This window comes from Pseudomonas sp. D1-1, assembly GCF_051132225.1.
In the GTDB taxonomy this organism is placed as follows: Bacteria; Pseudomonadota; Gammaproteobacteria; order Pseudomonadales; family Pseudomonadaceae; genus Aquipseudomonas.
The window spans coordinates 4,133,896-4,158,988 of sequence record NZ_CP071676.1; the positions used below are offsets into that span (position 1 = coordinate 4,133,896).

At 62.1% G+C, this 25,093-nt stretch carries 22 protein-coding genes; 9 read left to right on the forward strand and 13 right to left on the reverse strand.

What is annotated here, in order from left to right; genetic code table 11:
* The first annotated feature begins 79 nt into the window (after positions 1–79).
* Positions 80–1,006, forward strand: a complete 927-nt coding sequence (locus J3P86_RS18450; RefSeq protein ID WP_434629309.1) for a GGDEF domain-containing protein — start codon at positions 80–82, stop codon at positions 1,004–1,006.
* A 313-nt stretch (positions 1,007–1,319) separates the two neighbouring features.
* Here J3P86_RS18450 and J3P86_RS18455 read toward each other — a convergent pair whose 3' ends face one another.
* The 7 genes from J3P86_RS18455 to J3P86_RS18485 form a co-directional block, all read right to left on the reverse strand.
* Positions 1,320–2,090: a TenA family transcriptional regulator gene (locus J3P86_RS18455; RefSeq protein WP_434605177.1), complete on the reverse strand. Its 771-nt coding sequence runs from the start codon at positions 2,088–2,090 to the stop codon at positions 1,320–1,322.
* A gap of 78 nt (positions 2,091–2,168) precedes the next feature.
* Positions 2,169–4,628, reverse strand: coding sequence for an EAL domain-containing protein (locus tag J3P86_RS18460; protein WP_434698597.1), 2,460 nt, complete (start codon positions 4,626–4,628; stop codon positions 2,169–2,171).
* Positions 4,629–4,819: 191 nt separating this feature from the next.
* Positions 4,820–6,649 carry an ABC transporter ATP-binding protein gene (locus J3P86_RS18465; protein ID WP_434698598.1) on the reverse strand — a complete coding sequence of 610 codons (1,830 nt, stop codon included), beginning with the start codon at positions 6,647–6,649 and terminating at the stop codon, positions 4,820–4,822.
* The gene (locus tag J3P86_RS18470; RefSeq protein ID WP_434572708.1) at positions 6,642–7,277 is read right to left on the reverse strand and encodes a DsbA family protein; all 636 of its coding nucleotides are present in this window, start codon (positions 7,275–7,277) and stop codon (positions 6,642–6,644) included. The genes J3P86_RS18465 and J3P86_RS18470 overlap by 8 nt, the downstream gene beginning before the upstream one ends.
* A 3-nt stretch (positions 7,278–7,280) precedes the next feature.
* Entirely contained in the window at positions 7,281–8,222 is a 942-nt protein-coding gene (locus J3P86_RS18475; RefSeq protein ID WP_434572706.1) for a rhodanese-related sulfurtransferase, read from the reverse strand.
* A 133-nt stretch (positions 8,223–8,355) separates the two neighbouring features.
* Entirely contained in the window at positions 8,356–8,655 is a 300-nt protein-coding gene (locus J3P86_RS18480) for a BolA family protein (protein WP_434601443.1), read from the reverse strand.
* 13 nt (positions 8,656–8,668) lie between these two features.
* Positions 8,669–9,190, reverse strand: a complete 522-nt coding sequence (locus J3P86_RS18485) for a DUF2059 domain-containing protein (protein ID WP_030141033.1) — start codon at positions 9,188–9,190, stop codon at positions 8,669–8,671.
* A 190-nt stretch (positions 9,191–9,380) separates the two neighbouring features.
* Here J3P86_RS18485 and J3P86_RS18490 point away from each other — a divergent pair, with 190 nt between their 5' ends.
* On the forward strand, positions 9,381–10,775 hold the full coding sequence (locus J3P86_RS18490) for a class II fumarate hydratase (protein WP_305499673.1): 1,395 nt from the start codon (positions 9,381–9,383) through the stop codon (positions 10,773–10,775).
* Positions 10,776–10,964: 189 nt separating this feature from the next.
* On the opposite strand, the gene J3P86_RS18495 is transcribed toward J3P86_RS18490, so the two are convergent.
* Positions 10,965–11,927 (reverse strand): DMT family transporter, encoded by a 963-nt coding sequence (locus tag J3P86_RS18495; RefSeq protein WP_305499672.1) that lies wholly within the window; start codon positions 11,925–11,927, stop codon positions 10,965–10,967.
* Positions 11,928–12,115: 188 nt separating this feature from the next.
* Between J3P86_RS18495 and J3P86_RS18500 the strand changes: the two genes are divergently transcribed.
* Positions 12,116–12,430 carry a DUF6316 family protein gene (locus J3P86_RS18500; protein ID WP_434629296.1) on the forward strand — a complete coding sequence of 105 codons (315 nt, stop codon included), beginning with the start codon at positions 12,116–12,118 and terminating at the stop codon, positions 12,428–12,430.
* 76 nt (positions 12,431–12,506) lie between these two features.
* Here J3P86_RS18500 and J3P86_RS18505 read toward each other — a convergent pair whose 3' ends face one another.
* Positions 12,507–13,691 carry a thiolase family protein gene (locus J3P86_RS18505; protein ID WP_434572700.1) on the reverse strand — a complete coding sequence of 395 codons (1,185 nt, stop codon included), beginning with the start codon at positions 13,689–13,691 and terminating at the stop codon, positions 12,507–12,509.
* Positions 13,692–13,797: 106 nt separating this feature from the next.
* Positions 13,798–15,309, reverse strand: coding sequence for a polyphosphate:AMP phosphotransferase (pap, locus tag J3P86_RS18510; RefSeq protein ID WP_434698599.1), 1,512 nt, complete (start codon positions 15,307–15,309; stop codon positions 13,798–13,800).
* Positions 15,310–15,459: 150 nt separating this feature from the next.
* Between pap and mnmC the strand changes: the two genes are divergently transcribed.
* The 5 genes from mnmC (at position 15,460) to J3P86_RS18535 (ending at position 22,997) form a co-directional block, all read left to right on the forward strand.
* A complete protein-coding gene (gene mnmC, locus J3P86_RS18515) occupies positions 15,460–17,445 on the forward strand; it encodes a bifunctional tRNA (5-methylaminomethyl-2-thiouridine)(34)-methyltransferase MnmD/FAD-dependent 5-carboxymethylaminomethyl-2-thiouridine(34) oxidoreductase MnmC (RefSeq protein WP_434629292.1) in 1,986 nt (661 codons plus the stop codon).
* Positions 17,446–17,711: 266 nt separating this feature from the next.
* Entirely contained in the window at positions 17,712–19,484 is a 1,773-nt protein-coding gene (locus J3P86_RS18520; RefSeq protein ID WP_434629290.1) for an N-acetylglutaminylglutamine amidotransferase, read from the forward strand.
* Between the two features lie 3 nt (positions 19,485–19,487).
* Positions 19,488–21,233, forward strand: a complete 1,746-nt coding sequence (ngg, locus tag J3P86_RS18525) for an N-acetylglutaminylglutamine synthetase (protein WP_434629288.1) — start codon at positions 19,488–19,490, stop codon at positions 21,231–21,233.
* 163 nt (positions 21,234–21,396) lie between these two features.
* Positions 21,397–22,587, forward strand: coding sequence for an osmoprotectant NAGGN system M42 family peptidase (locus tag J3P86_RS18530; protein ID WP_434629286.1), 1,191 nt, complete (start codon positions 21,397–21,399; stop codon positions 22,585–22,587).
* A 182-nt stretch (positions 22,588–22,769) separates the two neighbouring features.
* Positions 22,770–22,997: a YheU family protein gene (locus tag J3P86_RS18535; protein ID WP_305499664.1), complete on the forward strand. Its 228-nt coding sequence runs from the start codon at positions 22,770–22,772 to the stop codon at positions 22,995–22,997.
* On the opposite strand, the gene csrA is transcribed toward J3P86_RS18535, so the two are convergent.
* From csrA to J3P86_RS18550, 3 genes are all read right to left on the reverse strand, one after another.
* Positions 22,994–23,185: a carbon storage regulator CsrA gene (csrA, locus tag J3P86_RS18540; RefSeq protein ID WP_305499663.1), complete on the reverse strand. Its 192-nt coding sequence runs from the start codon at positions 23,183–23,185 to the stop codon at positions 22,994–22,996. The two genes, J3P86_RS18535 and csrA, sit on opposite strands and share 4 nt — an antisense overlap.
* Before the next feature lie 146 nt (positions 23,186–23,331).
* On the reverse strand, positions 23,332–23,664 hold the full coding sequence (locus tag J3P86_RS18545) for a YnfA family protein (RefSeq protein WP_434629283.1): 333 nt from the start codon (positions 23,662–23,664) through the stop codon (positions 23,332–23,334).
* A 63-nt stretch (positions 23,665–23,727) separates the two neighbouring features.
* Complete coding sequence (locus tag J3P86_RS18550) at positions 23,728–24,537, reverse strand: SDR family oxidoreductase (protein WP_434629281.1); 810 nt, start codon at positions 24,535–24,537, stop codon at positions 23,728–23,730.
* 382 nt (positions 24,538–24,919) lie between these two features.
* On the opposite strand from J3P86_RS18550, the gene J3P86_RS18555 reads away from it, so the two are divergent.
* A complete protein-coding gene (locus tag J3P86_RS18555; protein ID WP_018606531.1) occupies positions 24,920–25,072 on the forward strand; it encodes a DUF3309 family protein in 153 nt (50 codons plus the stop codon).
* The last annotated feature ends 21 nt before the right edge of the window (positions 25,073–25,093 follow it).

The following is a 25,093-nucleotide window of genomic DNA, read 5'->3' on the forward strand; positions in this document are numbered from 1 at the left end:
ATGGATCAGTACGACGCGCAGCCCAGAGCCGCTTCACCCCCGCCGGTCAGGACCGATTCAGTTCAGGGGCTCACGCCATATGAAAACGCCCACGCAGACCAATGCTATTGATTTCGACAGCGCCAAGTTGCAGCGCCTGGGCCTCGCCCAGCCGTCGGCGCTCGTGACGCGGCCGATCAGCCTGACGCAGCTGCGCCAGCAATTGGGCCAGCAGTTGCAGACCAGCCTGGAGCCGCAAAGGATTCTCGGTTTGTTCTTCCGTGAAATCCAGCGGCTGGTGCCTCTGGACGCACTGGTTTACCAGCACAAACCCAGCGACCTGCGCCTGGAGTTTGGCCAGCGCGGGCACCACAACCTCAGCTACAACCTCAGCCATGAGGGCGAGCATCTGGGTGAGCTGGTGTTTCGGCGCAACCAGCGCTTCAGCAGCGCGGAACAAAGCGACCTGGAGTCAATCCTGTCGGCGCTGTTTTTCCCGCTGCGTAACGCATTGCTCTACCGCGCCGCCACCCAAAGCGCCCTGCGCGATCCACTGACCGGCACCGGCAACCGCATTGCCATGGACCAGACGCTGGAGCGGGAAATCGACATGGCCAGGCGGCACATGCAGCCGCTGTCGTTGCTGATGCTGGACATCGACCATTTCAAACGCATCAACGACAGCCATGGGCATGGGGTCGGCGACGAAGTACTCAAGGCCGTTGCCGACTCGATCAAGGGCCAGTTGCGCAATGTGGATATGGTGTTCAGATTCGGTGGTGAGGAATTCCTGATCCTGCTGGCCAACACCAGCCGGGAAGCGGCGGCCATGGTCGGTGAACGGCTGCGTTATGCCGCCCAGGCCCAGGATTATTTTGCCGACGGCACGAGGATCGAATTGACGGTGAGCCTGGGCTGCGCGACGTTGCTGCCGGGCGAGTCCGCTGAAAGTCTCGTGCGCCGGGCGGACAATGCGCTGTATGTAGCCAAGCGCGAGGGGCGGAACCGGTTGACGATGGCGGGCTGAAACCAGGCTTCTCTGCTGGCCGACACACCGCTTTCGCGAGCAGGCTCGCTCCCACCCAACTCCACAAAACCAATGTGGGAGCGAGCCTGCTCGCGAAGGGGCCGGACCAGTCAACGCAAGGTTGTCAGGCAGACCGCTATCGCGAGCAAGCTCGCTCCCACAGGGGGTGATGGCGGCCTCGGGATTTGCCAGCACCACAAAACCAATGTGGGAGCGAGCCTGCTCGCGAAGGGGCCGGACCAGCCAACGCAAGGTTGTCAGGCAGACCGCTATCGCGAGCAAGCTCGCTCCCACAGGGTGAAGCTGTCGGGTATCAGTTACTGGCCAGCGCCAGCCGTTCACGGCCAGCCGAGGCTTTTTCGCCGGCGCCCGAGTGTTCCAGCTGCATGCACCTTTCGAGAAACAGATACATGTAGTCGTAGCTCTTGCAAACGGCCTGGCGCAGTTCCATCTGCAACGCCTTGCTCGGGTTCATGCCCGCCAGCGTACAGATGATTTCCAGCGCTTCCCACGGGTGGGCATCGTCATACTGGGCATGCATCTTCAGCCACTTCATGGCCCGCTTGCGGTCTTCCTCGGCGAACGCCGACGCATAGACACCGGTAGAGCAGACCAGTGCCGACCACTCCCCGGTCGCCCCCTCGATGGCATAGTTGGTCGCGGCAATAGCCACGATCAGCGAGTCCGCCGAACTGGTGTGCCAGCACCAATGGCTCAACGCATGAAGCTCAGGCGGCACCTGCTGCGCCTGCAGGTCTTCGAGCGTCACGCCGTGAGCAGCGCTCCAGTTGACCCAATAATCGGCATGATTGAGCTCGACACGAATGTTGCGCATCAACCAACGACGCGCCATGTCCTCGCCGGGGTGGCGGGCGAAGCGGGTCTTGGTAAGGTTCTGTGCCATGTACAAGGCGAACTGTTCGACGACCGGCCAACCACCGATGAGGTAGTGGCGCATGGTCTTGGCGCTGAGCTTGTTGTCGCGCATGCGTTGATACAGTTCGTGTTCGACAACCCGGCGCTTGCTCTCGCTGCAGTCGGCAATGAGCTGCTGTGCCCATTGTGGATAACTGGCGGCGTCCATGAGCGGGCCTGTTCGGTTGAATGTGTCGATCACTGTCGGGCTCCTTCTGATTGTGATTTTTTCGGATCAACAAGAGGTTCAGCGAAACGTGCCGGGGGCCTTGAACAACAATGGCTGAGGCCTGGCCGGCCGGCATTGCAACGTGTCACAAGTAAACAGTTGTGGACGCTCGATGACATAACCCTGGGCGAAATCCACGCCGATTTCCAACAATGCCTGTTCGATCTGAGTCGTTTCCACGAACTCGGCAATGGTGCGCTTCCCCATGACATGGCCGATGTGATTGATCACCTCGACCATTGCCCGGTTAATCGGGTCGTCCAGCATATCCTTTACGAAACTCCCATCGATCTTCAGGAAGTCTACAGGTAAATGTTTCAAGTAAGCGAATGAAGACATTCCGGCACAAAAGTCATCCAGCGAGAAGTAACAACCCAAGCTCTTGAGTTCGTTTATAAAACGAATCGCGCTGCCCAGATTGGAAATGGCACTGGTCTCGGTGATTTCAAAACAAATCATTTCCGGGGGAATCGAGTAGGCAGCGAACTGTTTACGCAGGAAATCCAGGAACGCCTGATCGCCAATGGTGGTGCCTGACAGGTTGATGGCACACATGGCCAACGGACCTTGCCGCGACTCATTCAGGCATTGGCGAATGATCTTGAACACATTCTCCACGACCCAACGGTCCAGCGAGGTCATCAAGCCGTAACGCTCCGCCGCCGGAATGAAGCTGTCCGGCAGGATCATTCGCCCTGCCTCGTCATGCAGGCGCAACAGGATCTCGATATGTCCGCCATCGTGGTCACCCGGGCCCAACGCGGCGATTTCCTGGGCGTAGAGGCAGAAACGGTTTTCCTCCAGCGCCATGTGCAAGCGCTGCACCCAGGCCATTTCGCCAAAACGCAGGGACAACTCCGAGTCGTCGGCATGGTAGACCTGGACCCGGTTGCGCCCTTTCTCCTTGGCCATATAGCAGGCCATGTCGGCGGCACGCAATGAGGCTTCCAGCGTCGTCGGGCTTTGGGCGATGTGCACCAGGCCGATGCTCACAGTGGTCACGAATGGCCGGCCTTTCCAGACAAAATGCAGGTTCTGCACGGTCTGGCGCAGGCCTTCGGCGATCTTTTCCGCCGCCTCGGGCGAGCAGTTTTCCAGCAGGATGCCGAACTCGTCCCCGCCCAGCCGGGCAAGCGTGTCGTTTTCCCGCAACCCCGATTGCAGCAAGGCACAGATGTGTCGCAGCAACTCGTCGCCCGCCGCGTGGCCGCAGGTGTCGTTGACCAGTTTGAATTGGTCCAGGTCGAGAAACATCAACGCGTGGCGCCCGACCTGGCGCGTGAGGTTGTGCAGGGCCTGCTCGAGGCGGTATTCGAATTCCCGGCGGTTCGCCAGGCCGGTCAGGGCGTCGTGGGTAGCCTGCCATGACAGGTTGGCAATGTACTGGCGCTCCTGGGTCATGTCATGCAGCACCAGCACCGCGCCGCTGACTTTGCCGGCATGACGGATCGGCGCCCCCACCAGGGTCACCGACACCGTGCTGCCGTCAAGTCGCTGGATCAGCTTGGAATGCTCGCTGCCGCCGCCGAGTCGTCCGCTGAGTATGTGCTCGATCAAGGTCAGGCCTTCGGTCTGGGCATTGTCGTCAAGCAGATTGAACAGCGCCGCCAGGGGCAGCCCCGTGGCGTGCTCGGCTTTCCAGTGGGTCATCGCTTCGGCAGCGGGATTCATGTACGCAATGGCGCCTTCGACGTCGGTGGTGATCACGCCATCGCCAATCGATTGCAAGGTGATCTGCGCCCGTTCCTTCTCCAGTTGCAGCGCATTGGCGAAGACCTGCCGCTGTGCCAGTAACTTGTGCGTGCGCAACAGCGCCAGCACGATCAATCCCAGCGCGGTGGCGAAATTGGTCACCAGCAACAGGCGCAGGATAAATCTCGATCCTTCGCCCAGCGCGTCGCTGAATGCCTTGGCGGCAGGGGTGACGGAATCGTTGATGGCGAAAATCTGCGCTTTCCAGCCGCGGACATCGGCCTCGGAGGCTTCTCCCACCGTGATGCTGCGATGCATCTGCCGGGCGACGTTATCCAGTTCGGTCAGGTAACCATCGCCAACCGTCCACAGATCGATGGCTTCTTCCAGATAACTGAAATGGCGAAAGTTGAGGTACAACCAGATCAGGCTGGCCACGTCGTCCGGATGATTGCCGCCCTGGAGAATCCCGACCCGCGCCGCTTCGAGATCCGGCGGCTGGCGATCCAGGGCCACGCGTAGATCGTGTCCACCCTCGGGCACGGCGATGGCCTGCTGGTATTTGCGAAAGATCGCCTCGTCACGGCTGTCGGCGTAAAGATTGAGGTAATAGATAGCGTCCTTCTGGCCCTTGGACCAAAGGCTCTCCCCCGCCACGTAGCCGCGAACTGCGGACAGGACATAAAGGCTGACGCCTCCTAGCAATGCTTGAAATAGCACGACGGCGATAAAGGGCCAGACGATGCCCAACAACCGAGGCGTTCCGAGAGTCCGCTTTTGCTTCATGAGGTCCCTTGCACAGGCATTGCCAATAGAGCACCCGCGAGAATTCCGTTCCTGACTCAACAGCCTAGGCTAGTTTTCGACCCTTCGAAGGACTGGATGTTCGGATCGCCCGGCTCAGGATGGAGATTTGGAAAAATCGACGGATTTGGCTGATTTTTTTCCGATACTAAGCACAGAAAAGTGCACGAAACTCAAGGTCGCTGTATTTGTTGCAAATGACCGTAGAGCCGGGCGTACAGGCCACCCTCGGCAATCAGCTGCAAGTGGTCGCCGTCTTCGGCGATCTGCCCGCCGTCGAACACCAATACCCGGTCAGCCTGTTTCACCGCCGACAACCGATGGGCGATGATCAACGTGGTGCGCCCGCTCAGGAACCGCGCCAACGCCTGGTGAAGGTTGTATTCCGTAGCCGCGTCCAGCGCGGACGTGGCTTCGTCGAGAATCACCACGCGCGGATCGGCCAGGACCATACGGGCGATCGCCAGTCGCTGGCGTTGCCCGCCCGACAGCCTCACACCGGAACGCCCGACGATGCTCTCCAGCCCCATCGGAAGCGCCCGCACTGTTTCGTCCAGTTGGGCAATCGCCAGGGCTCGCCAGCACGCCTCGTCGCTGCGCTCGCGGCCCATGGACAGATTGGCGCGCACCGTGTCGTTGAACAGCGCCGGATGTTGCAGGACCACCGCGACATTTTCGCGGATGGTTTCCAAGCCGATTTCCTCTTGGGTGGCACCGCCGAAGCGGATGCTGCCGGACTGTGGTGTGTAGAGCCCCAACAGCAGTTGCACCAGGGTACTTTTGCCGCCCCCGCTGGCCCCGACGATAGCGACCTTTTCCCCCGGCGAAATGGACAGGTTCAATTGGTCGAGCACCTTTTCCTCGCCGTAACCGAAGCTGAGCCCCTGGATGTCGATGCCCACGGTGTCGCGCCCCTTGAAAGGATCGACGCCACCGCTGTACTGGGGCTCATCGGCGCGCGCCAGCAGTTCGTTGATACGGTTCAATGCCCCACCCGCCGCGTAGTAGGCGTACTGCAAGTTAAGCAGTTGCTCGACCGGGCCGATCATGAACCACAGGTAGCTGAACACCGCGAGCATCTGGCCGATCGACAGATCGGAGAACAGCACGGTCAGCATGGCCGCCGCGCGAAAAATATCGATGCCGAACTGGAACAGCAAACCACTGGCGCGGTTCGAGGCGTCGGTTTTCCACTGCGAGCTCACCGCGTAGTCGCGCACTTCCCGGGCGCGCGTGCCCAGGCGTCCAAGGAAAAACCCCTGGCGATTGCCGGCGCGCACTTCCTGGATCGCATCCAGGGTTTCGGTCAGGGCCTGGGTGAAGCGCGAGGTGCTGTCATTCTCCAGCTTCTTGAGGTGCTTGACCCGTTTGCCCAACTGCACCGTGGCGTAGATCACCAGCGGGTTGAACAGCAGGATCAGCAGCGCCAGTTCCCAATGCATCCATACCAGGATGCCCGCGGTGCCTACCAGGGTCAGCATCGCCACCAGGAACCGGCTCAGGGTTTCGCCAACAAATTTGTCGAGGGTGTCCAGGTCGGTGACCAGGTGCGTCGTCACCGTGCCGCTGCCCAGGCTTTCGTATTCGCCAAGGGAAATCCGCTTGAGGCGCTCGATCAACCGGATGCGGATGCGATAGACGATGTCCTTGGCGAGACTGGCGAACAGCCGCGCCTGCAACACGTTGAACAGCAAGGCGCCGCAGCGCAGGGCCAAGGTCACCAGCAACATCAATCCGATGTAGCCGGCAGCGCTCTGCCAAGCGCTCGGCAACGCCTGATTCATGACCTTCAATGCCGCGTCGCCGTGGCCCAGCAGCACTTCGTCCACCAGCAGCGGCAGCAACAACGGAATCGGCACGCTGCACAGCGTCGCCAGCACGGCGACGCCGTTGGCGATCCACAGGGCTTTTTTGTGCGTAAGGGCCAGACGACGGATTTCCGTCCAGCTCAACCGGTCGATGCGCCGCGAGGTCGATGCGTCATCATCGGGCAGGTCAGGCACAGGCCGCACGCTCCAGCCAGCGCCCCAGCAATGGCGACAGCTGGTCCAACGGTTGGTAGCCGTTGGTCAGCAGGGCCAATTGGCCGTCACGTTCGGCCAGCATCGTAGGGAATCCGGCGATGCCAAGGTCTTGCACCCAGGTGAAGTCGGCGGCGGTGGCGGCATGCTGGTCGGCGCGGTCGAATGCCGCGGCAAACTCGATGCGGGGCAGCCCGGCCTGTTCGGCCAGTTCCACCAGGACGCTGGCGTGGGTCACGTCGCGGCCTTGCACATAAAACGCCTGCTGGATCAGCTTCAGTAACTGCCAGGCCAGGTCCGGCGCCAGGCTGCGGGCCGTCACCAAGGCGCGGCATGCGGGTTCGGTGTCGTAGACAAAACCGTCCGGCAACGCGCCTTCAAGCTTGAACGGCTGGCCGGTGGCTTGGGTAACGGCCTGCCAGTGCTCGAGAATGTAGCGTCGGGTGGTCGGCTCGAGAGCCGAACCGCTGCCGGTGCGCAAGCCGCCCACCACCAGGTGCAACTCCACGCCCGCCGCCTGCGCCTGCTCGGCCAACGCTTCGGCCACTGGCGCGAAGCCCCAGCACCAGGAACACATCGGGTCCATCACATACAGCAGGCGCGACGCCATGGCTCAAGCCTCGGAAGATGATTGCTTGTAGTTGTAGCCGATCGGATGCGGCATGTTGCGCGCCTTGGCCAGTTCGATCTGCTTTTGCCGGTCGATGGCGCTGCGACGGGTCTTTTCGCTCAGTTTGTCCCAGCAATGCGGGCAACTGATGCCAGGCGAATAATGCTCCGAAGCACGATCCTCTGCGCTGATCGGGGTGCGACAGGCATGGCACTGATCGTAGTCGCCTTCGCTGAGATCGTGGCGCACGGTCACGCGGTTGTCGAAGACAAAGCAGTCACCGCGCCATTTGGTCTCTTCCTGGGGCACCTCTTCGAGGTATTTGAGAATCCCGCCCTTTAGGTGGTAGACCTCTTCGAAACCCTCATTGAGCATGAAGCTCGAGGCTTTTTCACAGCGAATGCCACCGGTGCAGAACATCGCGACTTTCTTGTGCCGGGCCGGGTCGAAGTTGGCTTTGATGTACTCGGGAAACTCACGGAAGCTGGCGGTCTTGGGATCGATCGCGCCTTCGAAGGTGCCAATGGAGACTTCATAATCGTTGCGCGTGTCGATCAGCAGCACTTCCGGATCGCTGATCAGCGCGTTCCAGTCTTGCGGTTCGACATAGGTGCCGACCCGCTTGTTCGGGTCCACGCCTTCTACGCCGAGGGTAACGATCTCTTTCTTGAGCTTGACCTTGGTGCGGTAGAACGGCTGCTCGTCACAGTACGACTCCTTGTGGTCGATGTCGTCCATGCGCGGATCGTTCTTGAGCCAGGCCATCAGCCCGTCGATGCCTTCGCGGGTGCCGGAAACGGTGCCGTTGATGCCTTCCTCGGCAATCAGCAAGGTTCCTTTGATGCCGTTGTCGAGCATCGCCTTGAGCAGGGGCTCACGCAGCTCGACGTAATCTTCCAGCGTGACGAACTTATACAGTGCCGCCACGACAATCGGTGGTGTCATGGGTATCTCTCCAGGTGGCTACCCTCGCAAAGGGTGAACCGGATGCGAAAAAAAACGCGCCGGGGTGAGCGGCGCGTTGCGGATTCTAGCAAAAAACATGTGGCTTTAGGAGCAAGAGCCTTTGTCTCAAATATCAGTGCTTACTGCCGCCGGCACAGGTCGGCGACGCCGGGGCTGCGTCGACCTGGGCCCATTCTTCAGGCGTGTAGGTGTGCAGCGCCAGCGCATGGAATTCGCCCATCAGCTCGCCCAACGTACCGTAGACCTTCTGGTGTCGCTTGACCCGATTGAGCCCCTCGAACTGCTGGCTGACCACCACTGCCTTGAAGTGGGTCTCAAGCCCACGGCTGTGCATGTGGCTTTCATCGAGCACTTGCAGGTGCTCGGGCTGCAGCAGCCCGAGGGTCGATTCAATGCGTTGTTGCATGCTCATGCCAGGGCTCCGCTTATGGCTTTTTCTTGGCCGGGGCGGCGGCTTTCGGCTCAAGCTCGGCGGTCATGTCGGCCAGCAGCTTGTTGACCACCGGCACCGCGCTTTCCAGCTTGGCCTGGGTCAGTTGCGCCGATTGCTGGGTCAGCTGCGGCATTTTTTCCAGGACCTTCTTGCCCAAGGGAGACTGATAGAAGGACACCAGGTCCTTGAGCTCCGATTCGCTGAAGTTGGAGGTGTAGAGCTTGACCATGTCCGGCTTGAGCTTGTTCCAGCCGATCGCCTGGTCCAGGGCGGCATTGGCCTTGGCCTGGTAGGTTTCCAGGGTGGCTTTTTTCGACTCGGGAGCCTTGGTCTGCTCAAAGCGCTGGGCAAACATCTGCTGTACCTGCATGTACACCGGAGTACCCAGCTTGTCAGCGTGCGCCAGGGTCAGGAACGCTTCGGCACTGGCGTTGTGGCTGGCGGTATCGGCAAGAACAGGGCCGCTGGCACACACCAGAGCAACTGCGGTACAGATGGCACGAAGACGGGTCATCGAGTTTCCTTTTCTAACAGGCGAGGTAAAACCCCAAGGGCGACCATTCTGCGCCTAAAAAACGCCGGGGCTCAACCCTGTACTTGGCTCGACTGATTGACGGGCCGAACCGGCCAGCCCTAGATTGAGGGAACCGGTGACGCCCGTCAGGGCCTAAACTGCGCATTCAGCCCTACAGGAGTTTGACCCGATGAGCCGTATCGAAACCGACAGCCTTGGCCAGGTTGAAGTCCCGGATGAAGCCTATTGGGGCGCCCAGACACAGCGCTCGATGATCAACTTTGCCATTGGCAACGAACGCATGCCGCTGTCGGTGCTGCATGCCCTGGCGCTGGTCAAGAAAGCCGCCGCGCGGGTCAACGACCGCAACGGTGACTTGCCCGCCGACATCGCCCGCCTGATCGAACAGGCGGCCGACGAGGTGCTGGCCGGCCAGCATGACGATCAGTTTCCCCTGGTGGTCTGGCAGACCGGCAGCGGAACCCAGAGCAACATGAACGTCAACGAGGTGATCGCCGGGCGCGCCAACGAGCTGGCGGGCAACCCCCGTGGCGGCAAGAGCCCGGTGCATCCCAACGACCATGTCAACCGGTCCCAGAGCTCCAACGACTGCTTCCCCACCGCCATGCACATCGCCGCCGCCCAGGCCGTGTACCAGCAATTGCTGCCGGCCATCAGCGAGTTGTCCGGCGGCCTCGCGGAACTGGCGGCGCGCCACATGAAACTGGTCAAGACCGGCCGCACCCACATGATGGATGCCACGCCGATCACGTTCGGCCAGGAACTGTCCGCCTTCATTGCCCAACTCGACTACGCCGAGCGGGCGATCCGCGCTTCGTTGCCGGCGGTCTGCGAGCTGGCCCAGGGCGGCACGGCGGTGGGCACCGGGCTCAATTCGCCGCACGGTTTCGGCGAAGCGATCGCCGCTGAACTCGCGGCGCTGTCCGGGCTGCCGTTTGTCACGGCGCCGAACAAGTTCGCCGCACTGGCAGGTCATGAACCGTTGACCACGTTGTCCGGCGCGTTGAAAACCCTGGCCGTGACGCTGATGAAAATCGCCAATGACCTGCGCCTGCTGGGCTCCGGGCCACGGGCGGGATTTGCCGAAGTGAAATTGCCGGCCAACGAACCGGGCAGTTCCATCATGCCTGGCAAGGTCAACCCGACCCAGTGTGAAGCCTTGTCGATGCTGGCGTGCCAGGTATTGGGCAATGACGTGGCGATCGGTTTTGCCGCCAGTCAGGGACACTTGCAGTTGAACGTGTTCAAGCCGGTGATCATCCACAACCTGCTGCAATCGATCCGCCTGCTGGCCGATGGCTGCAGCAACTTCCAGCAGCACTGCATCGCCGGCCTCGAACCGGATGCCGAGCAGATGGCCGCGCACCTGGAGCGTGGCCTGATGCTGGTGACGGCGCTGAATCCGCATATCGGCTACGACAAGTCGGCGGAGATCGCCAAGAAAGCCTACGGCGAAGGGCTGACGCTACGGGAGGCAGCGGTGCAGCTGGGGTACCTGACCGACGAAGAGTTCGACGCCTGGGTCAGGCCGGAGAACATGCTGGAGGCGGGTGGCCAGGGCTGAGTTGTGCGTTGATCAATAGCCCGCCATCGCGAGCAAGCTCGCTCCCACAAGGAATTTGTGTGAACCGCGCTATCGCCTCCACCCAAGCTCCACTGTGGGAGCGAGCTTGCTCGCGATGAGGCCGGCAGGCTCGACATCACTGTTGCCTGACAGTCCGCTTTCGCGAGCAAGCCCGCTCCCACAGGGGGGCTAACGCCCGAGCGCCAGGCGTTCGCGCCGGGCCCTGAGCCCGGCGATGAGCGATGGCCCCAGCGCCACCAGCGCCGACCCCAATACCACCAACACTGCCCCACCGTAACCCAGCAGATTGATCTGCTCGGCATGCACATAGTCGGGCCACCACCAGGCAGCCATCGCCACGGCCGCGAAGGTCACCAGCGGCGTGATCGCCAGCGTCGCGCTGACCCGCGAAGCCTCCCAATGCGCCAACGCCTCGGCGAACGCGCCATAGGCAATCAGCGTATTGAGGCAGCAGGCCAACAATAGCCAGCCTTGCAGCGGGCTCAATTGCAAGGCTTCCAGTGGATGCACCCAGGGCGTGAGCAACAGCGCGCAGAACAGGTAGATCACCATCATCACCTGCAGTGAATTCCACACCGTCAGCAATTGCTTCTGGCCCAGGGCATAGAACGTCCAGACGGTCGAGGCCAGCAATACCAACAGAACGCCAGCGGTGTACTCGCTCAGGGATGTCAGCAATTCGACGAGGCGCTGATTGAAGAACAGCGCAAAACCGATCAGCAGCACCAGCAAACCAATGCCCTGCCCCACGCTGAAACGCTCCTTGAATACAAACAGGCTGGCGACCAGCAGCATGATCGGCCCCATCTGCACCACCAGTTGGGCGGTGCCGGGGCTCAGGCGGTTCAGGCCCATCAGGTACAGCACGTAGTTGCCCACCAGCCCCAGCACCGCCATGCCTACCAGCCAACCGCCACGGGGCCCGAGCACCTTGCGGCTGGGCAGGCGTCGGGTTGCCGCCAAGTAGATGAACAGCAGGCCACCGGACACCGTCAGCCGAAACCAGGTCACCGTCACCGGATCCATCACCTGCAGCACTTGCTTGAGCTTGATCGGCAGGATTCCCCACAACAAGGCGGTCAGCAGGGCGAGGAACAGGCCGTAGACCCAGCGACCGGACGATATGTGCATGCAACCCTCGAAGCCAAGACATGAACGAGTATTCTAGGTCCGAATCGCTCGGCAACACAGGGACAGTTGGCGCTGCGACGCTGATGGAATTGTAAGGGTCGTAGCCGTCGATCGGCTGGACAGGCGCAAAACGGCGGCACCACATATGCTCAATTGAAACGACCACGCAGCCCCCAATGGAGACCGAAATGCCTGGAACGCGCGCCGAAGATACAGATGCTCCCAAGACGATTTACCGCAGCAGCGATCGGATCGTCCGGGAGAATGGCAAGTTCTATTTCGATACGCGCGAAGGCACCCAGGAAGGTCCGTTCGAAAGCCGCGAGGCTGCGGAGCGGGAGATAGCGGCGTATATCCAGCGGATGCTGCAGCTGACCAGGTTGCCAACTGAGGGCTCGATAGCTGGTGAAGAGAAGCTTCCGTGGCGAGGGGATTTATCCCCGCTGGGCCGCGAAGCGGCCCCACAAGGTCATCCAATCGGGCCTGATATACCCAGTCGCTGATATCGGGGCTGCTGCGCAGCCCAGCGGGGATAAATCCCCTCGCCACACATAACCATCCTTGCCACTAGGGCGGCGGTTAGCGAACCGCCTCGAACAACCCCGTTGCCCCCATCCCGCCGCCCACGCACATGGTCACGACGCCGTAGCGCAGACTGCGCCGTTGCAGCTCACGCACCAGATGCCCCACCTGCCGCGAGCCGGTCATGCCGAACGGATGACCGATGGAAATCGAGCCGCCGTTGACGTTGTATTTCTCGTTATCTATCTCCAGTCGATTGCGGCTGTACAGGCACTGGGATGCAAACGCTTCGTTGAGCTCCCACAAATCGATATCGCCGATCTGCAAACCCTTGGCCTGGAGCAATCTAGGCACCGAGAACACCGGGCCGATGCCCATCTCGTCCGGCTCGCAGCCGGCCACGGTAAAGCCACGGAAAAATGCCTTGGGCTTGAGCCCCAACGCCAGGGCTTTTTCCAGGCTCATCACCAGGGTCATCGAGGCGCCGTCGGATAACTGCGAAGAGTTGCCCGCCGTCACCGAACCGTCTTCGGCGAACACCGGTTTCAGCCCGGCCAGGCTTTCATACGTGGTATCGGGGCGGTTGCAATCATCGCGATCAACCACCCCGTCAACGATCTGCACCGCACCGGTGGTCTTGTCCTCGACCCGGTATTTCACCGCCATCGGCACGATTTCATCGTCGAACAGCCCGGCTGCCTGGGCCCGGGCAGTGCGCTGCTGGCTCTGCAAGGCGTAGCGGTCCTGCTCATCGCGGCTGACCTGGTAACGGCGCGCGACGATCTCGGCGGTCTGGCCCATGGGGAAGTAGATCCCCGGCACCTGCTCCTTGAGCAAGGGGTTGATCAGGTTGTCAGTGTTGACGCTTTTCATCGTCAGGCTGATGGATTCCACGCCACCGGCGACGATGATCTCGCTGCAGCCGGAGGCGATCTGGTTGGCGGCGATGGCGATGGCTTGCAGGCCCGAGGAACAGAAGCGGTTCAGTGTCATCCCGGCCGTGCCGATGCCCAGCTGCGAGAGCACCGCCACGTTGCGCCCGATGTTATAGCCTTGGGCGCCTTCGTTGGAACCGGCGCCGACGATACAGTCCTCGACGCTGGCCGGATCAATATCGTTACGCGCCAGCAACGCGTTGACGCAATGGGCCGCCATGTCGTCCGGGCGGGTCATGTTGAACTTGCCGCGAAAGGACTTGGCCAGGCCGGTCCGTACGCTGTCGACGATCACCACTTCACGCATGGCGGTTACCTCATTGTTGTTATCGGTTCAGGAGTGGATTCGAGGATAAATCCAGCCCATAACCGAACGCGACAATCATTCACCCCGCGTATGCGCCGCCATCGGCCTATTTCTTTTTGCGCGCCTGCCTGGCGGAACGTTCGAACGCGGCCTCCAGCGCGTCGTTGAGCGTACGCAATACCTTGACCCGGGCCCAACGCTTGTCGTTCGCCTCGACCAGGGTCCACGGTGATATTTCGGTGCTGGTGCGATCGACCATGTCGCAGACCGCCGACCGATAGGCATCCCACTTGTCACGGTTGCGCCAATCATCCTCGGTGATCTTGAACCGCTTGAACGGGATTTCCTCGCGTTCCTGGAAGCGCTCCAGTTGGGTCTCCTTGTCAATGGCCAGCCAGAACTTCACCACCACCACGCCGGCATCGGCCAGTTGTTCTTCGAAGTCGTTGATTTCACCGTAGGCTCGCAGCCAGTCGGCACGGCTGCAAAAACCTTCGACCCGCTCCACCAATACCCGCCCGTACCAGGAGCGGTCGAACATGGTGAACTTGCCCCGCGCCGGAATGTGCCGCCAGAAACGCCACATGTAGGGGTGGGCGCGTTCTTCCTCGGTGGGCGCGGCAATCGGCACGATGCTGTACTGACGCGGGTCGAGCGCCGCCGCGACCCGGCGGATCGCCCCGCCCTTGCCGGCCGCGTCGTTACCTTCGAACACCGCCACCAAGGCGTGCCGGCGCATGCGCTTGTCCCGCAGCAGCCCGGCGAAGCGGGCCTGCTCGGTGATCAACTGCTCCTCATAATCGGCCTTGTCCAGGCGCAGCGTCATGTCGAGGCTGTCGAGCAAAGTCACTTGGTCGTCCAGTGCCGGCAATGCTGCCACGTTGACTTTTTCCGGGCTGATCTTCGGTCGGTCCAGGGCCTGGCGCAGGCCTTCGAGCAAAATCTGCCCGACCGCGAGGCTGCGATAACAGGCATTCACGCCTTCGATCACATGCCAGGGTGCGTAGTCGCGACTGGTGCGGCGCAGCACGCGCTCGCCGTATTTGACGAACTTGTCGTAGGTCTGGGACTGCTGCCAGTCCAAGGGGCTGATCCGCCAGCTGTGCAGCGGGTCGTCCTTGAGACTTTTCAGGCGGGCCTTCATCTGCTTCTTGGAGAGGTGGAACCAGAACTTGAAGATCAGCGCGCCCTCATCGCAGAGCATCTTCTCCAGACGCTCGGCGCCGTTGATCGCCTGATCGAGCCGCGGGTCCTTGAACTCGCCGTGCACCCGCCCCTGGAGCATCTGGCTGTACCAGTTGCCAAAAAAGATCCCCATCCGCCCCTTCGCTGGCAGCATCCGCCAATAGCGCCAGGCCGGCGGCCGCGCCAGTTCCTCGTCGGTCTGCTGGTCGAAGGTGCGCACCTCGATCAGCCGCGGATCCATCCATTCGTTGAGCAGCTTTATCGTCTCGCCTTTGCCCGCGCCTTCGATGCCGTTGATCAGGATGATGACCGGGAAGCGGCCTTGCTGATGCAACTCGTACTGAGCTTCGAGCAATGCTTCACGCAATGCCGGCACCTCGGCTTCATAGGTTTCTTTGTCGACGACGTGACCGATTTCAGCGGATTCGAACATGGACAGCTCCTTCCAGGAATGGGGCAAGACTAGCGGATTGGATACGCCGCTGCGCAGCAGATTCCCTTCAGACATGCCCACGCTTGCCGTGGATCAGGCATTGCGGCGCTGATCGGCTAGAATGGCGACCTTGTTTTGACCGAGCCAGCCATGACGCCCATCCAGCACCACGCCCAACTCGACTGGGATGACCAGGGTCGCCCCCGCTCCCGGGTATTCGGCGACGTGTATTTCTCCGACCAGTCGGGCCTGGAAGAAACCCGCTACGTGTTCCTTGCGCAGAACAACCTGGCCGAGCGTTTCGCCGCGCTGGCGGAGCACGGACGACTGGTGATCGGCGAAACCGGATTTGGCACCGGGCTGAATTTTCTCTGCGCCTGGCAGCTGTTCGAAGAATGCGCACCGACCGGTGCGCGCTTGCATTTCGTCAGCGTCGAAAAATTTCCCCTGAGCCCCGAGGACCTGCGTCGGGCCCTTGCCCTGTGGCCGGAGCTCAAGTACCAGGCTGATCAATTACTTGAGCAGTACGTCGCGATTCACCAGGGTTTCCAGCGCATGACCCTGGCGGGCGGGCGAGTGACATTGACCCTGTTGATTGGCGATGCACTGGAGCAACTGCCGCAGCTGGACGGACAGATCGACGCCTGGTTCCTCGACGGTTTTGCCCCGGCGAAAAACCCGGAGATGTGGACCGCCGAGCTGTTCGCCGAACTGGCGCGGCTGGCAGCGCCCGGCGCCACCCTCAGCACCTTTACCAGCACCGGTTGGGTGCGCAGGCTGCTCAATGCGGCGGGCTTCAAGATGAAGCGCACCCCGGGCATCGGCCACAAGTGGGAAATTCTCCGTGGGGTATTTCTCGGCTGGCCGGACCAGGTGCCCAAACCCGCCCCGGCCAAGCCCTGGTACGCCCGCCCCGCCCCGCCGGCTGGCGAACGCCATGCGCTGGTGATCGGCGGCGGCCTGGCCGGTTGCGCCAGCGCGGCGAGTCTCGCGGCCCGCGGCTGGCGAGTGACCTTGCTGGAGCGTCACGCCGGGTTGGCCGAGGAAGCGTCCGGCAACCCCCAAGGCGTGCTGTACCTCAAGTTGTCGGCCCACGGCACGGCGTTGTCGCAGATGATCCTCAGCGGTTTCGGCTACACCCGGCGCTTGCTCGAAAACCTGCAACGGGGCCTCGACTGGGACGGATGCGGAGTCTTGCAGCTGGCCTTCAACGAGAAGGAAGGCCAACGCCAGCGCCAACTGGCCGAGGCGTTTCCCGCGGGTCTGCTGCGAATTGTCGATCGCGCCGAAGCCGAGGCGCAGTCTGGTATCGGCCTGGCCTGTGGCGGCCTGTTCTATCCCGAAGGCGGCTGGGTACACCCGCCAGCCCTGTGCCGCTGGCAAGCCTCGGCTGCTGCGATTACCGTGCAGCCACATCGCGAAGTGCTTGAACTGCGACGTGTCGACGGCCAATGGCAGGCTTGGGACGGCGAACGTTGCCTGGCCAGCGCCCCGGTGGTAATCCTCGCCAGCGCCGCCGAGATCAAACGCTTCGAACCGGCCGCCGGGTTACCCCTCAAGCGCATTCGCGGGCAGATCACGCGGCTGACGCAAACCACCCGCAGCCAAAGCCTGGCGACGGTGGTCTGCGCCGAAGGCTATGTGGCGCCGTCGCGAATGGCCGAGCACACCCTGGGCGCCAGTTTCGATTTCCACAGCGATGACCTGACCCCCACCGCCGCCGAGCACGCCGGCAACCTGCAAATGCTCGAAGAAATCTCCCACGATCTGGTGGACCGCCTGAACGCCGATACCCTCGATCCGCAGCGCCTCGAAGGCCGCGCGGCGTTCCGTTGCACCAGCCCCGATTACCTGCCGATTGTCGGACCGCTGGCTGACAGCCGGGCGTTCGTCGAAACCTACGCGGCCCTGGGCAAGGATGCGCGCCAAGTGCCGGACACGCCGTGTCCCTGGCTCGACGGCCTGTACGTCAACAGCGGGCATGGCTCCCGGGGCCTGATCACTGCGCCGCTGTCGGGCGAACTGATCGCCGCCTGGCTGGACAACGAACCGCTGCCACTGCCGCGAAGCGTCGCCGAGGCCTGCCACCCGAACCGGTTTGCCTTGCGGGCGGTGATTCGCGGCAAGGCCAATTGACGACTGGCCATCCTTTCCCCTGTGGGAGCGAGCCTGCTCGCGAAAGCGGTAGATCAGCCACCATCGGGGCGCCTGACACAACGCTTTCGCGAGCAGGCTCGCTCCCACGGGGTGTTCGTCGGTCTGAATGACCTGCGATCCCCACCCGTCGGCTTATAACGCATCGATATAAAACTCAGAGCAATCCCTCCGGTCAGTTTCAGAGTACCCGCCATTTCGGTGTGTACGGATTGACCCCTCCCCAACGGAAAAACCGGTAAGGACTTATGTGCGGATTAGCTGGTGAGTTACGTTTCGATCAACAACCTGCGGACCTTGCGGCCGTAGAGCGCATCACCCACCACCTGGCCCCTCGCGGCCCTGACGCGTGGGGCTTTCATAGCCAGGGGCCGATCGCCCTCGGCCACCGGCGCCTGAAAATCATGGACCTGTCCGATGGTTCGGCCCAGCCGATGATCGACAATCAACTGGGCCTGTCCCTGGCGTTCAACGGCGCGATCTACAACTACCCGGAACTGCGCAGCGAACTCGAAGGCCTGGGCTACACCTTCTACTCTGGCGGCGACACCGAAGTGTTGCTCAAGGGTTATCACGCCTGGGGCGAAGCCCTGCTGCCCAAACTCAATGGCATGTTCGCCTTCGCCATCTGGGAACGCGACGCCAAGCGGCTGTTCATCGCCCGCGACCGTCTCGGCGTCAAGCCGCTGTACCTGTCGCGTACCGGCCAGCGCCTGCGCTTTGCCTCGGCGCTGCCGGCCCTGCTCAAGGGTGGCGACATCAATCCGGTGCTTGACCCGATCGCCCTCAATCACTATCTGAATTTCCACGCGGTCGTCCCGGCGCCACGCACCTTGTTGGCGGGCATTGAAAAACTGCCACCGGCGACCTGGATGCGCATCGAAGCGGACGGTCGCACCGAGCAGAAAACCTGGTGGACGCTGCCCTACGGCCCACGGTCCGATGAACAGAACCTCAACCTGGAAGACTGGATCGATCGCGTGCTCGACAGCACCCGCGAAGCCGTCGCCATTCGCCAGCGCGCCGCCGTCGACGTGGGCGTGCTGCTCTCGGGCGGCGTCGATTCGAGCATGCTCGTCGGCCTGTTGCGCGAAGTGGGCGTGGAAGACCTGTCCACCTTCTCCATCGGCTTCCAGGACGCCGGCGGCGAGCGCGGTGACGAGTTCCAGTATTCGGACCTGATCGCCAAGCACTACGGCACCCGCCATCATCAGTTGCGCATCGATGAGAAAGAAATCATCGAACAGCTGCCAGCGGCGTTTCGCGCCATGAGCGAGCCGATGGTCAGCCACGACTGCATCGCCTTTTACCTGTTGTCGCGGGAAGTCGCCAAGCACTGCAAAGTGGTACAAAGCGGCCAGGGCGCCGACGAGCTGTTCGCCGGTTACCACTGGTATCCGCAAGTGGACGGCGCCAGCGACCCGTACGCCGCCTATCGCGCCGCGTTCTTCGACCGCAGCTATGAAGAATATGCCGCGACCGTGCAGCCTGGATGGCTGACGGCCAACGACGCCGCCGGCGACTTCGTCAAGGAGCACTTCGCCCAGCCGGGCGCCGATGCGGCCGTCGACAAGGCCCTGCGCCTGGACAGCACCGTGATGCTGGTGGACGACCCGGTCAAGCGCGTCGACAACATGACCATGGCCTGGGGCCTGGAAGCGCGCACGCCGTTCCTCGACTACCGGCTGGTGGAGCTTTCGGCACGGGTGCCGGCGAAATTCAAGCTGCCCGATGGCGGCAAGCAGGTACTCAAGGAAGCGGCCCGCCGGGTGATTCCGAGCGAGGTCATCGATCGCAAGAAAGGTTATTTCCCGGTCCCGGGCCTCAAGCACTTGGAAGGCAACACCCTGGCCTGGGTTCGCGAACTGCTGCTGGACCCGAGCCAGGATCGCGGCTTGTTCAACCCGACCATGCTCGACCGTTTGCTGACCGATCCCAACGGCCAGCTCACGCCTTTGCGCGGCTCGCGGTTATGGCAATTGGCGGCGCTGAACCTGTGGCTCAGCGAGCAAGGAATCTGACTGATGAAACCCCACCCGACCCTTCACAACCAACGTCTCTTGCGTGGACAGCCACCGTCCTACGAACGCTTACAGGCGCGCCTGGCCGAAGATGGCAGCGAACTGGGCGCCGCTCCGATCGCCGTGCATTGCGGCTGGGGCCGCTTGCTCATCGGCCATACCTTTCCGGACCCGGCGACTCTTGCCCAGGAGCTGCTCAACGAGCAGCCCGGCGAGCGTGACATTGCCTTGTACGTCGCCGCGCCGCAGCAAGTGCTGGGGCTGGAACCGGCGCATCTGTTCCTTGACCCGTCGGATACCCTGCGCCTGTGGTTCAGCGATTATCGCCAAGCCACGCGAGTGTTTCGCGGCTTCCGGATCCGCCGGGCCCAGAGCGAGAGCGACTGGCAAGCCATCAACCAGCTCTACCAGGCTCGCGGCATGCTGCCCATCGATCCCGAGCGCCTGACCCCGCGTCACCAGGGCGGCCCGGTGTACTGGCTGGCCGAAGACGACGACACCGGCGCGGTGATCGGCAGCGTCATGGGCCTCAACCACCAGAAAGCGTTCAACGACCCGGAAAACGGCAGCAGCCTCTGGTGCCTGGCGGTGGACCCGCAATGTTCGCGGCCCGGCGTCGGCGAAGTGCTGGTGCGCCATCTCATCGAGCATTTCATGAGCCGTGGCTTGAGCTACCTGGACCTGTCGGTGCTGCACAACAATCGCCTGGCGAAAAATCTCTACGCCAAGCTCGGTTTCCGCAACCTTTCGACCTTCGCCATCAAACGCAAGAACGGCATCAACCAGCCGCTGTTCCTCGGGCCGGGGCCCGAGGCGCAATTCAACCCGTACGCGCGGATCATCGTCGAGGAAGCGCACCGGCGTGGCATCGAAGTGCAAGTGGATGACGCCGAGGCCGGGCTGTTCACCCTGGTGCATGGCAGCCGGCGGGTGCGCTGCCGGGAATCGCTGAGCGACTTGACCAGTGCGATCAGCATGACCCTGTGCCAGAACAAGAGCCTGACCCACAAGGTGCTGAAAAATGCCGGTCTGAACCTGCCGGCGCAACAGCTGGCGGGCAATGCCGACGACAACCTGGCGTTTCTAGATGAACACGAGCGCGTGGTGGTCAAGCCGCTGGACGGCGAACAGGGCCAGGGCGTGGCGGTGGACCTGCGGACCATCGAGGAAGTCCAGAACGCCATCGAAACAGCCCGACGCTTCGACAGCCGCGTGCTGCTGGAGAGCTTCCACGAAGGGCTCGACTTGCGAATTCTGGTGATCGGTTTTGAAGTGGTGGCGGCGGCGATCCGGCGCCCGGCAGAAGTGATCGGCGACGGCCAGCACACCATTGGCGCGCTGATCGAGGCGCAGAGCCGGCGGCGGCAGGCGGCTACCGGGGGTGAAAGCAAGATCCCGATGGATGCCGAGACCGAGCGAACGCTGAGCGCGGCCGGGTATGACTATGACAGCGTGCTGCCGGCGGGTGAGCATCTGTTTGTCCGGCGCACCGCAAACCTGCATACCGGCGGCGTGCTGGAAGACGTCACCGCGATTCTGCATCCGACCCTGGCCGATGCGGCGGTGCGCGCCGCGCGGGCGCTGGACATCCCGATGGTCGGCCTCGACCTGCTGGTACCGGCGGCCGATCAACCGGAGTACGTGTTCATCGAAGCCAACGAACGCGCCGGCCTGGCCAACCATGAACCGCAACCCACTGCCGAGCGCTTTGTGGATCTGTTGTTTCCCCATAGCCAGGCAGTGGTCTGACTCAAATCTCTCCGTGGCGAGGGAGCTTGCTCCCGCTCGGCCGCGAAGCGGTCGCTCAGGCCCCGAGGTCTGAAAAGAAGGACCGCTTCGCGGCCCAGCGGGAGCAAGCTCCCTCGCCACAAGGTTCCCCTATGCAAAACTTAACGTTCCGCGAGGAGTTTCCATGATCAGCAAAATTCCCGAACCGGATCTCGCATACCTGCAGAAAGTCCTGTTGGAAATGCTCGCCATTCCCAGCCCGACCGGCTTCACCGATACCATCGTGCGGTACGTTGCCGAGCGACTCGAAGAGCTGGGCATCCCTTTCGAAATGACCCGGCGCGGCACGATCCGCGCCACCCTCAAGGGCCGCAAGAGCAGCCCTGACCGGGCCGTATCGGCTCACCTGGACACCATCGGCGCCTCCGTTCGCGCCATCAAGGACAACGGCCGCCTGACGCTGGCGCCGGTGGGCTGCTGGTCGAGCCGCTTTGCCGAGGGCAGCCGGGTCAGCCTGTTTACCGACACCGGGGTGATCCGTGGCAGCGTGCTGCCGCTGATGGCCTCCGGGCACGCGTTCAACACCGCCGTGGATGAGATGCCCATCAGTTGGGACCACATCGAACTGCGCCTGGACGCCTACTGCGCCACCCGCGCCGATTGCGAAACGTTGGGGGTGGGCATCGGCGACTATGTGGCGTTCGACCCCTTGCCGGAGTTCACCGAAAGCGGCCATATCAGCGCCCGTCACCTGGATGACAAGGCCGGGGTCGCCGCGTTGCTGGCGGCGCTCAAGGCGATTGTCGACAGCGGCGAGGAACTGTTGATCGACTGCCACCCGCTGTTCACCATCACCGAGGAAACCGGCAGCGGCGCGGCGGCCGCGCTGCCTTGGGACGTCAGCGAATTCGTCGGGATAGACATTGCACCGGTCGCGCCAGGCCAGCACTCCAGCGAACATGCGGTAAGCGTGGCCATGCAGGACTCGGGAGGCCCGTATGACTATCATCTGTCGCGACATTTGCTGAAGCTGGCCAAGGAGCACGAACTACCGGCGCGCCGCGACCTGTTTCGCTATTACTTCAGCGACGCCCATTCGGCGATTACCGCCGGGCACGACATCCGGACTGCCCTGCTCGCCTTCGGCTGCGACGCGACCCATGGTTACGAGCGCACCCACATCGACAGCCTGGCCGCGCTGAGCCGCCTGCTCGGTGCCTACATCCTGAGCCCTCCGGTATTTGCCAGCGACGCCCAACCGGCCCAGGGATCACTGGATCGCTTCAGCCATCAGATCGAGCACGATGCGCAGATGGAAAGCGACACCCGGGTGCCGTCGGTGGACAGCCTGATCGGGCACCGTTCGGATAGCTGAACCAAGCCCTTATCGATTCTTACGATGCTTTCGCGAGCAGGCTCGCTCCCACAAGGTAATTACGCCATCGAGGTGGGAGCGAGCCTGCTCGCGATGAGGCCCGCATGGCTCTACAGAACTCAGGCTAGCCGCAGCAGCGCATCCACCGTAGCATCCGCTCTATTGTTTTGCGGAGCCCCACCATGCTGATCCCCTACGACCAACTCGAAGTCGATACGCTCACCCGCCTGATCGAGGATTTCGTCACCCGTGACGGTACTGACAATGGCGACGATACCCCGCTGGAAACCCGCGTCCTGCGGGTCAGGCAGGCCCTGACCAAAGGCCAGGCCATGATTGTCTTCGATCCCGAAAGCGAACAGTGCCAATTGATGCTCAAGCACGATGTGCCCAGACATCTGTTCGATTAACCGACCTTGCGGTCGGACCCGGCCTTTTTTCTCTGGATCCTGTCGTAGACCTCGGAACGATGAACCTCCACATGCCGGGGCGCTTCTACGCCAAAGCGCACGGTGCCGCCGCTGATCGACAGCACACGGACGGAAATCTCATCACCGATGGAAATCAACTCACCTACGGTACGGCTTAATACGAGCATGGTCTTGTCCTTAAGAGTGATTGGACATTGACCATGCACGGCCTGTTTTCCGAGCACAAGATACCGGCGGGAATTCAGTAAACCCCTACGAACAACTTTCCGTTGGCTGAAGGAAACGTCCTGCAAAACCCCGCCGAAACGGCAGTTTATGGCCCCGAAAAACGCGGACCGAACAGAATCACGCTGGCCCCCACGACACAGAGGGCCACGCCGATCCAGTCGGAACCCAGCGGCCGCACCCGTTCCACCACGGCCAGCCAGCCGATCGAGGCGATGATGTAAATGCCACCGTAGGCGGCGTAGGCACGACCGGCATAAGTGGCTTCGATGCGCGTCAGCAACAGGGCGAATAACGCAAGGCTGAGCAGCGCCGGCACGATCCACCAGGCACTCTTGCCCTGGCGCAACCACATCCAGAAGGCGTAGCAGCCAGCGATCTCGAACAGCGCGGCGAGAAAAAACCACAGGTAATTGAGCATTGCTATGTCCATCAGGAAGGCACGAATGGCGCCATCCTGAGGACACCCGGCAATCAGGTCAACTCAGGCCTGCCGTGCCTTGGCGCGCATCTTGTCGGCCATGGCGGTCATTTCGTCGTACAGCAGTTGCGGATTTTTCTGTTTGAGGGCCCAGGCCATGCGCCCCTGCTCGTGGGGCAGGATCATGAATTCACCCTGGGCGACATGCTGGTAGATGTAATCGGCAATGTCCGCCGCGGTGATCGGCGAGCTTTCCAGCAGTTTGCCCACCTGGGCCTTCATGGCCGGGGTCGGGCCACGGAACGAGTCCAGCAGGTTGGTCTGGAAGAACGACGGACATACCACGTGTACGCCGATTTCCTGCTGGGCCAGCTCGACCAGCAGGCTTTCCGACAGCGCCACGACGCCGGCCTTGGCCACGTTGTAGTTGCTCATGGCAGGCCCCTGCATCAGCGCCGCCATGGAGGCGATGTTGATGATCTTGCCGCGGCTTTTTTCCAGCAGTGGCAGGAACGCCTTGCAGCCCTTGACCACCCCCATCAGGTTGATTGCGATCTGCCAGTCCCAATCCTCCAGCGAGAGCTCGCTGAAGAACCCGCCCGAAGCCACGCCAGCGTTATTGACGATGATGTCGATGCCGCCAAGCTTCTCCTCGCAGGCCTGGGCGAATGCGGTGAGCTGGCTGTAGTCGCGCACGTCACAGCGCTGGACGAAACCCTCGCCACCGACCTCGCGCACCAGCCTGAGGGTTTCCTGAAGGCCGGGCTCGCTGACATCGGACAGGGCCAGGCGCCAGCCTTCACGGGCCCAGCGCAGCGCGATTTCGCGGCCCAGGCCGGAGCCGGCACCGGTGATCATCATGCGATTTTGCATAGGGAAACAGCCTTGTTGTTCCGGGAGAGATGCGCCGAGTGTAGCGAAGGACCCGAACAGACCCATGCACCATCAGATTGCTGAATGGCGAGGGCAAACCGTGGAGGGTTTTGATTGCCAACGCTTCCGTGGCGAGGGGATTTATCCCCGTTGTTTGCATGAGCCAACTGGCCAAAATGGAAGGGGGCCGCTACGCGACCCAACGGGGATAAATCCCCTCGCCACCAAAGGCAGCGTCCGGCACTAATAGACTAACAACAAAAAACATTGAATTTTTTACAGGACGTTACGGTCGGACTTAATAAGCCGCCCGGATTCAACGCACGCGCGCTGGCAGTTGAAAGTTACATCACTCCAGAACTGACCAATAAGGAAATCAACAATGGGCACTATTCTTATCATCATCCTGATCCTCCTGCTGATCGGTGGCCTTCCGGTCTTCCCGCACTCCAGAAGTTGGGGTTATGGCCCGTCCGGTATCATCGGCGTTGTGCTGGTCGTGCTGTTGATCTTGTTGTTACTTGGCAAGATATAAAACACCAAGCGTAAAAAAAGA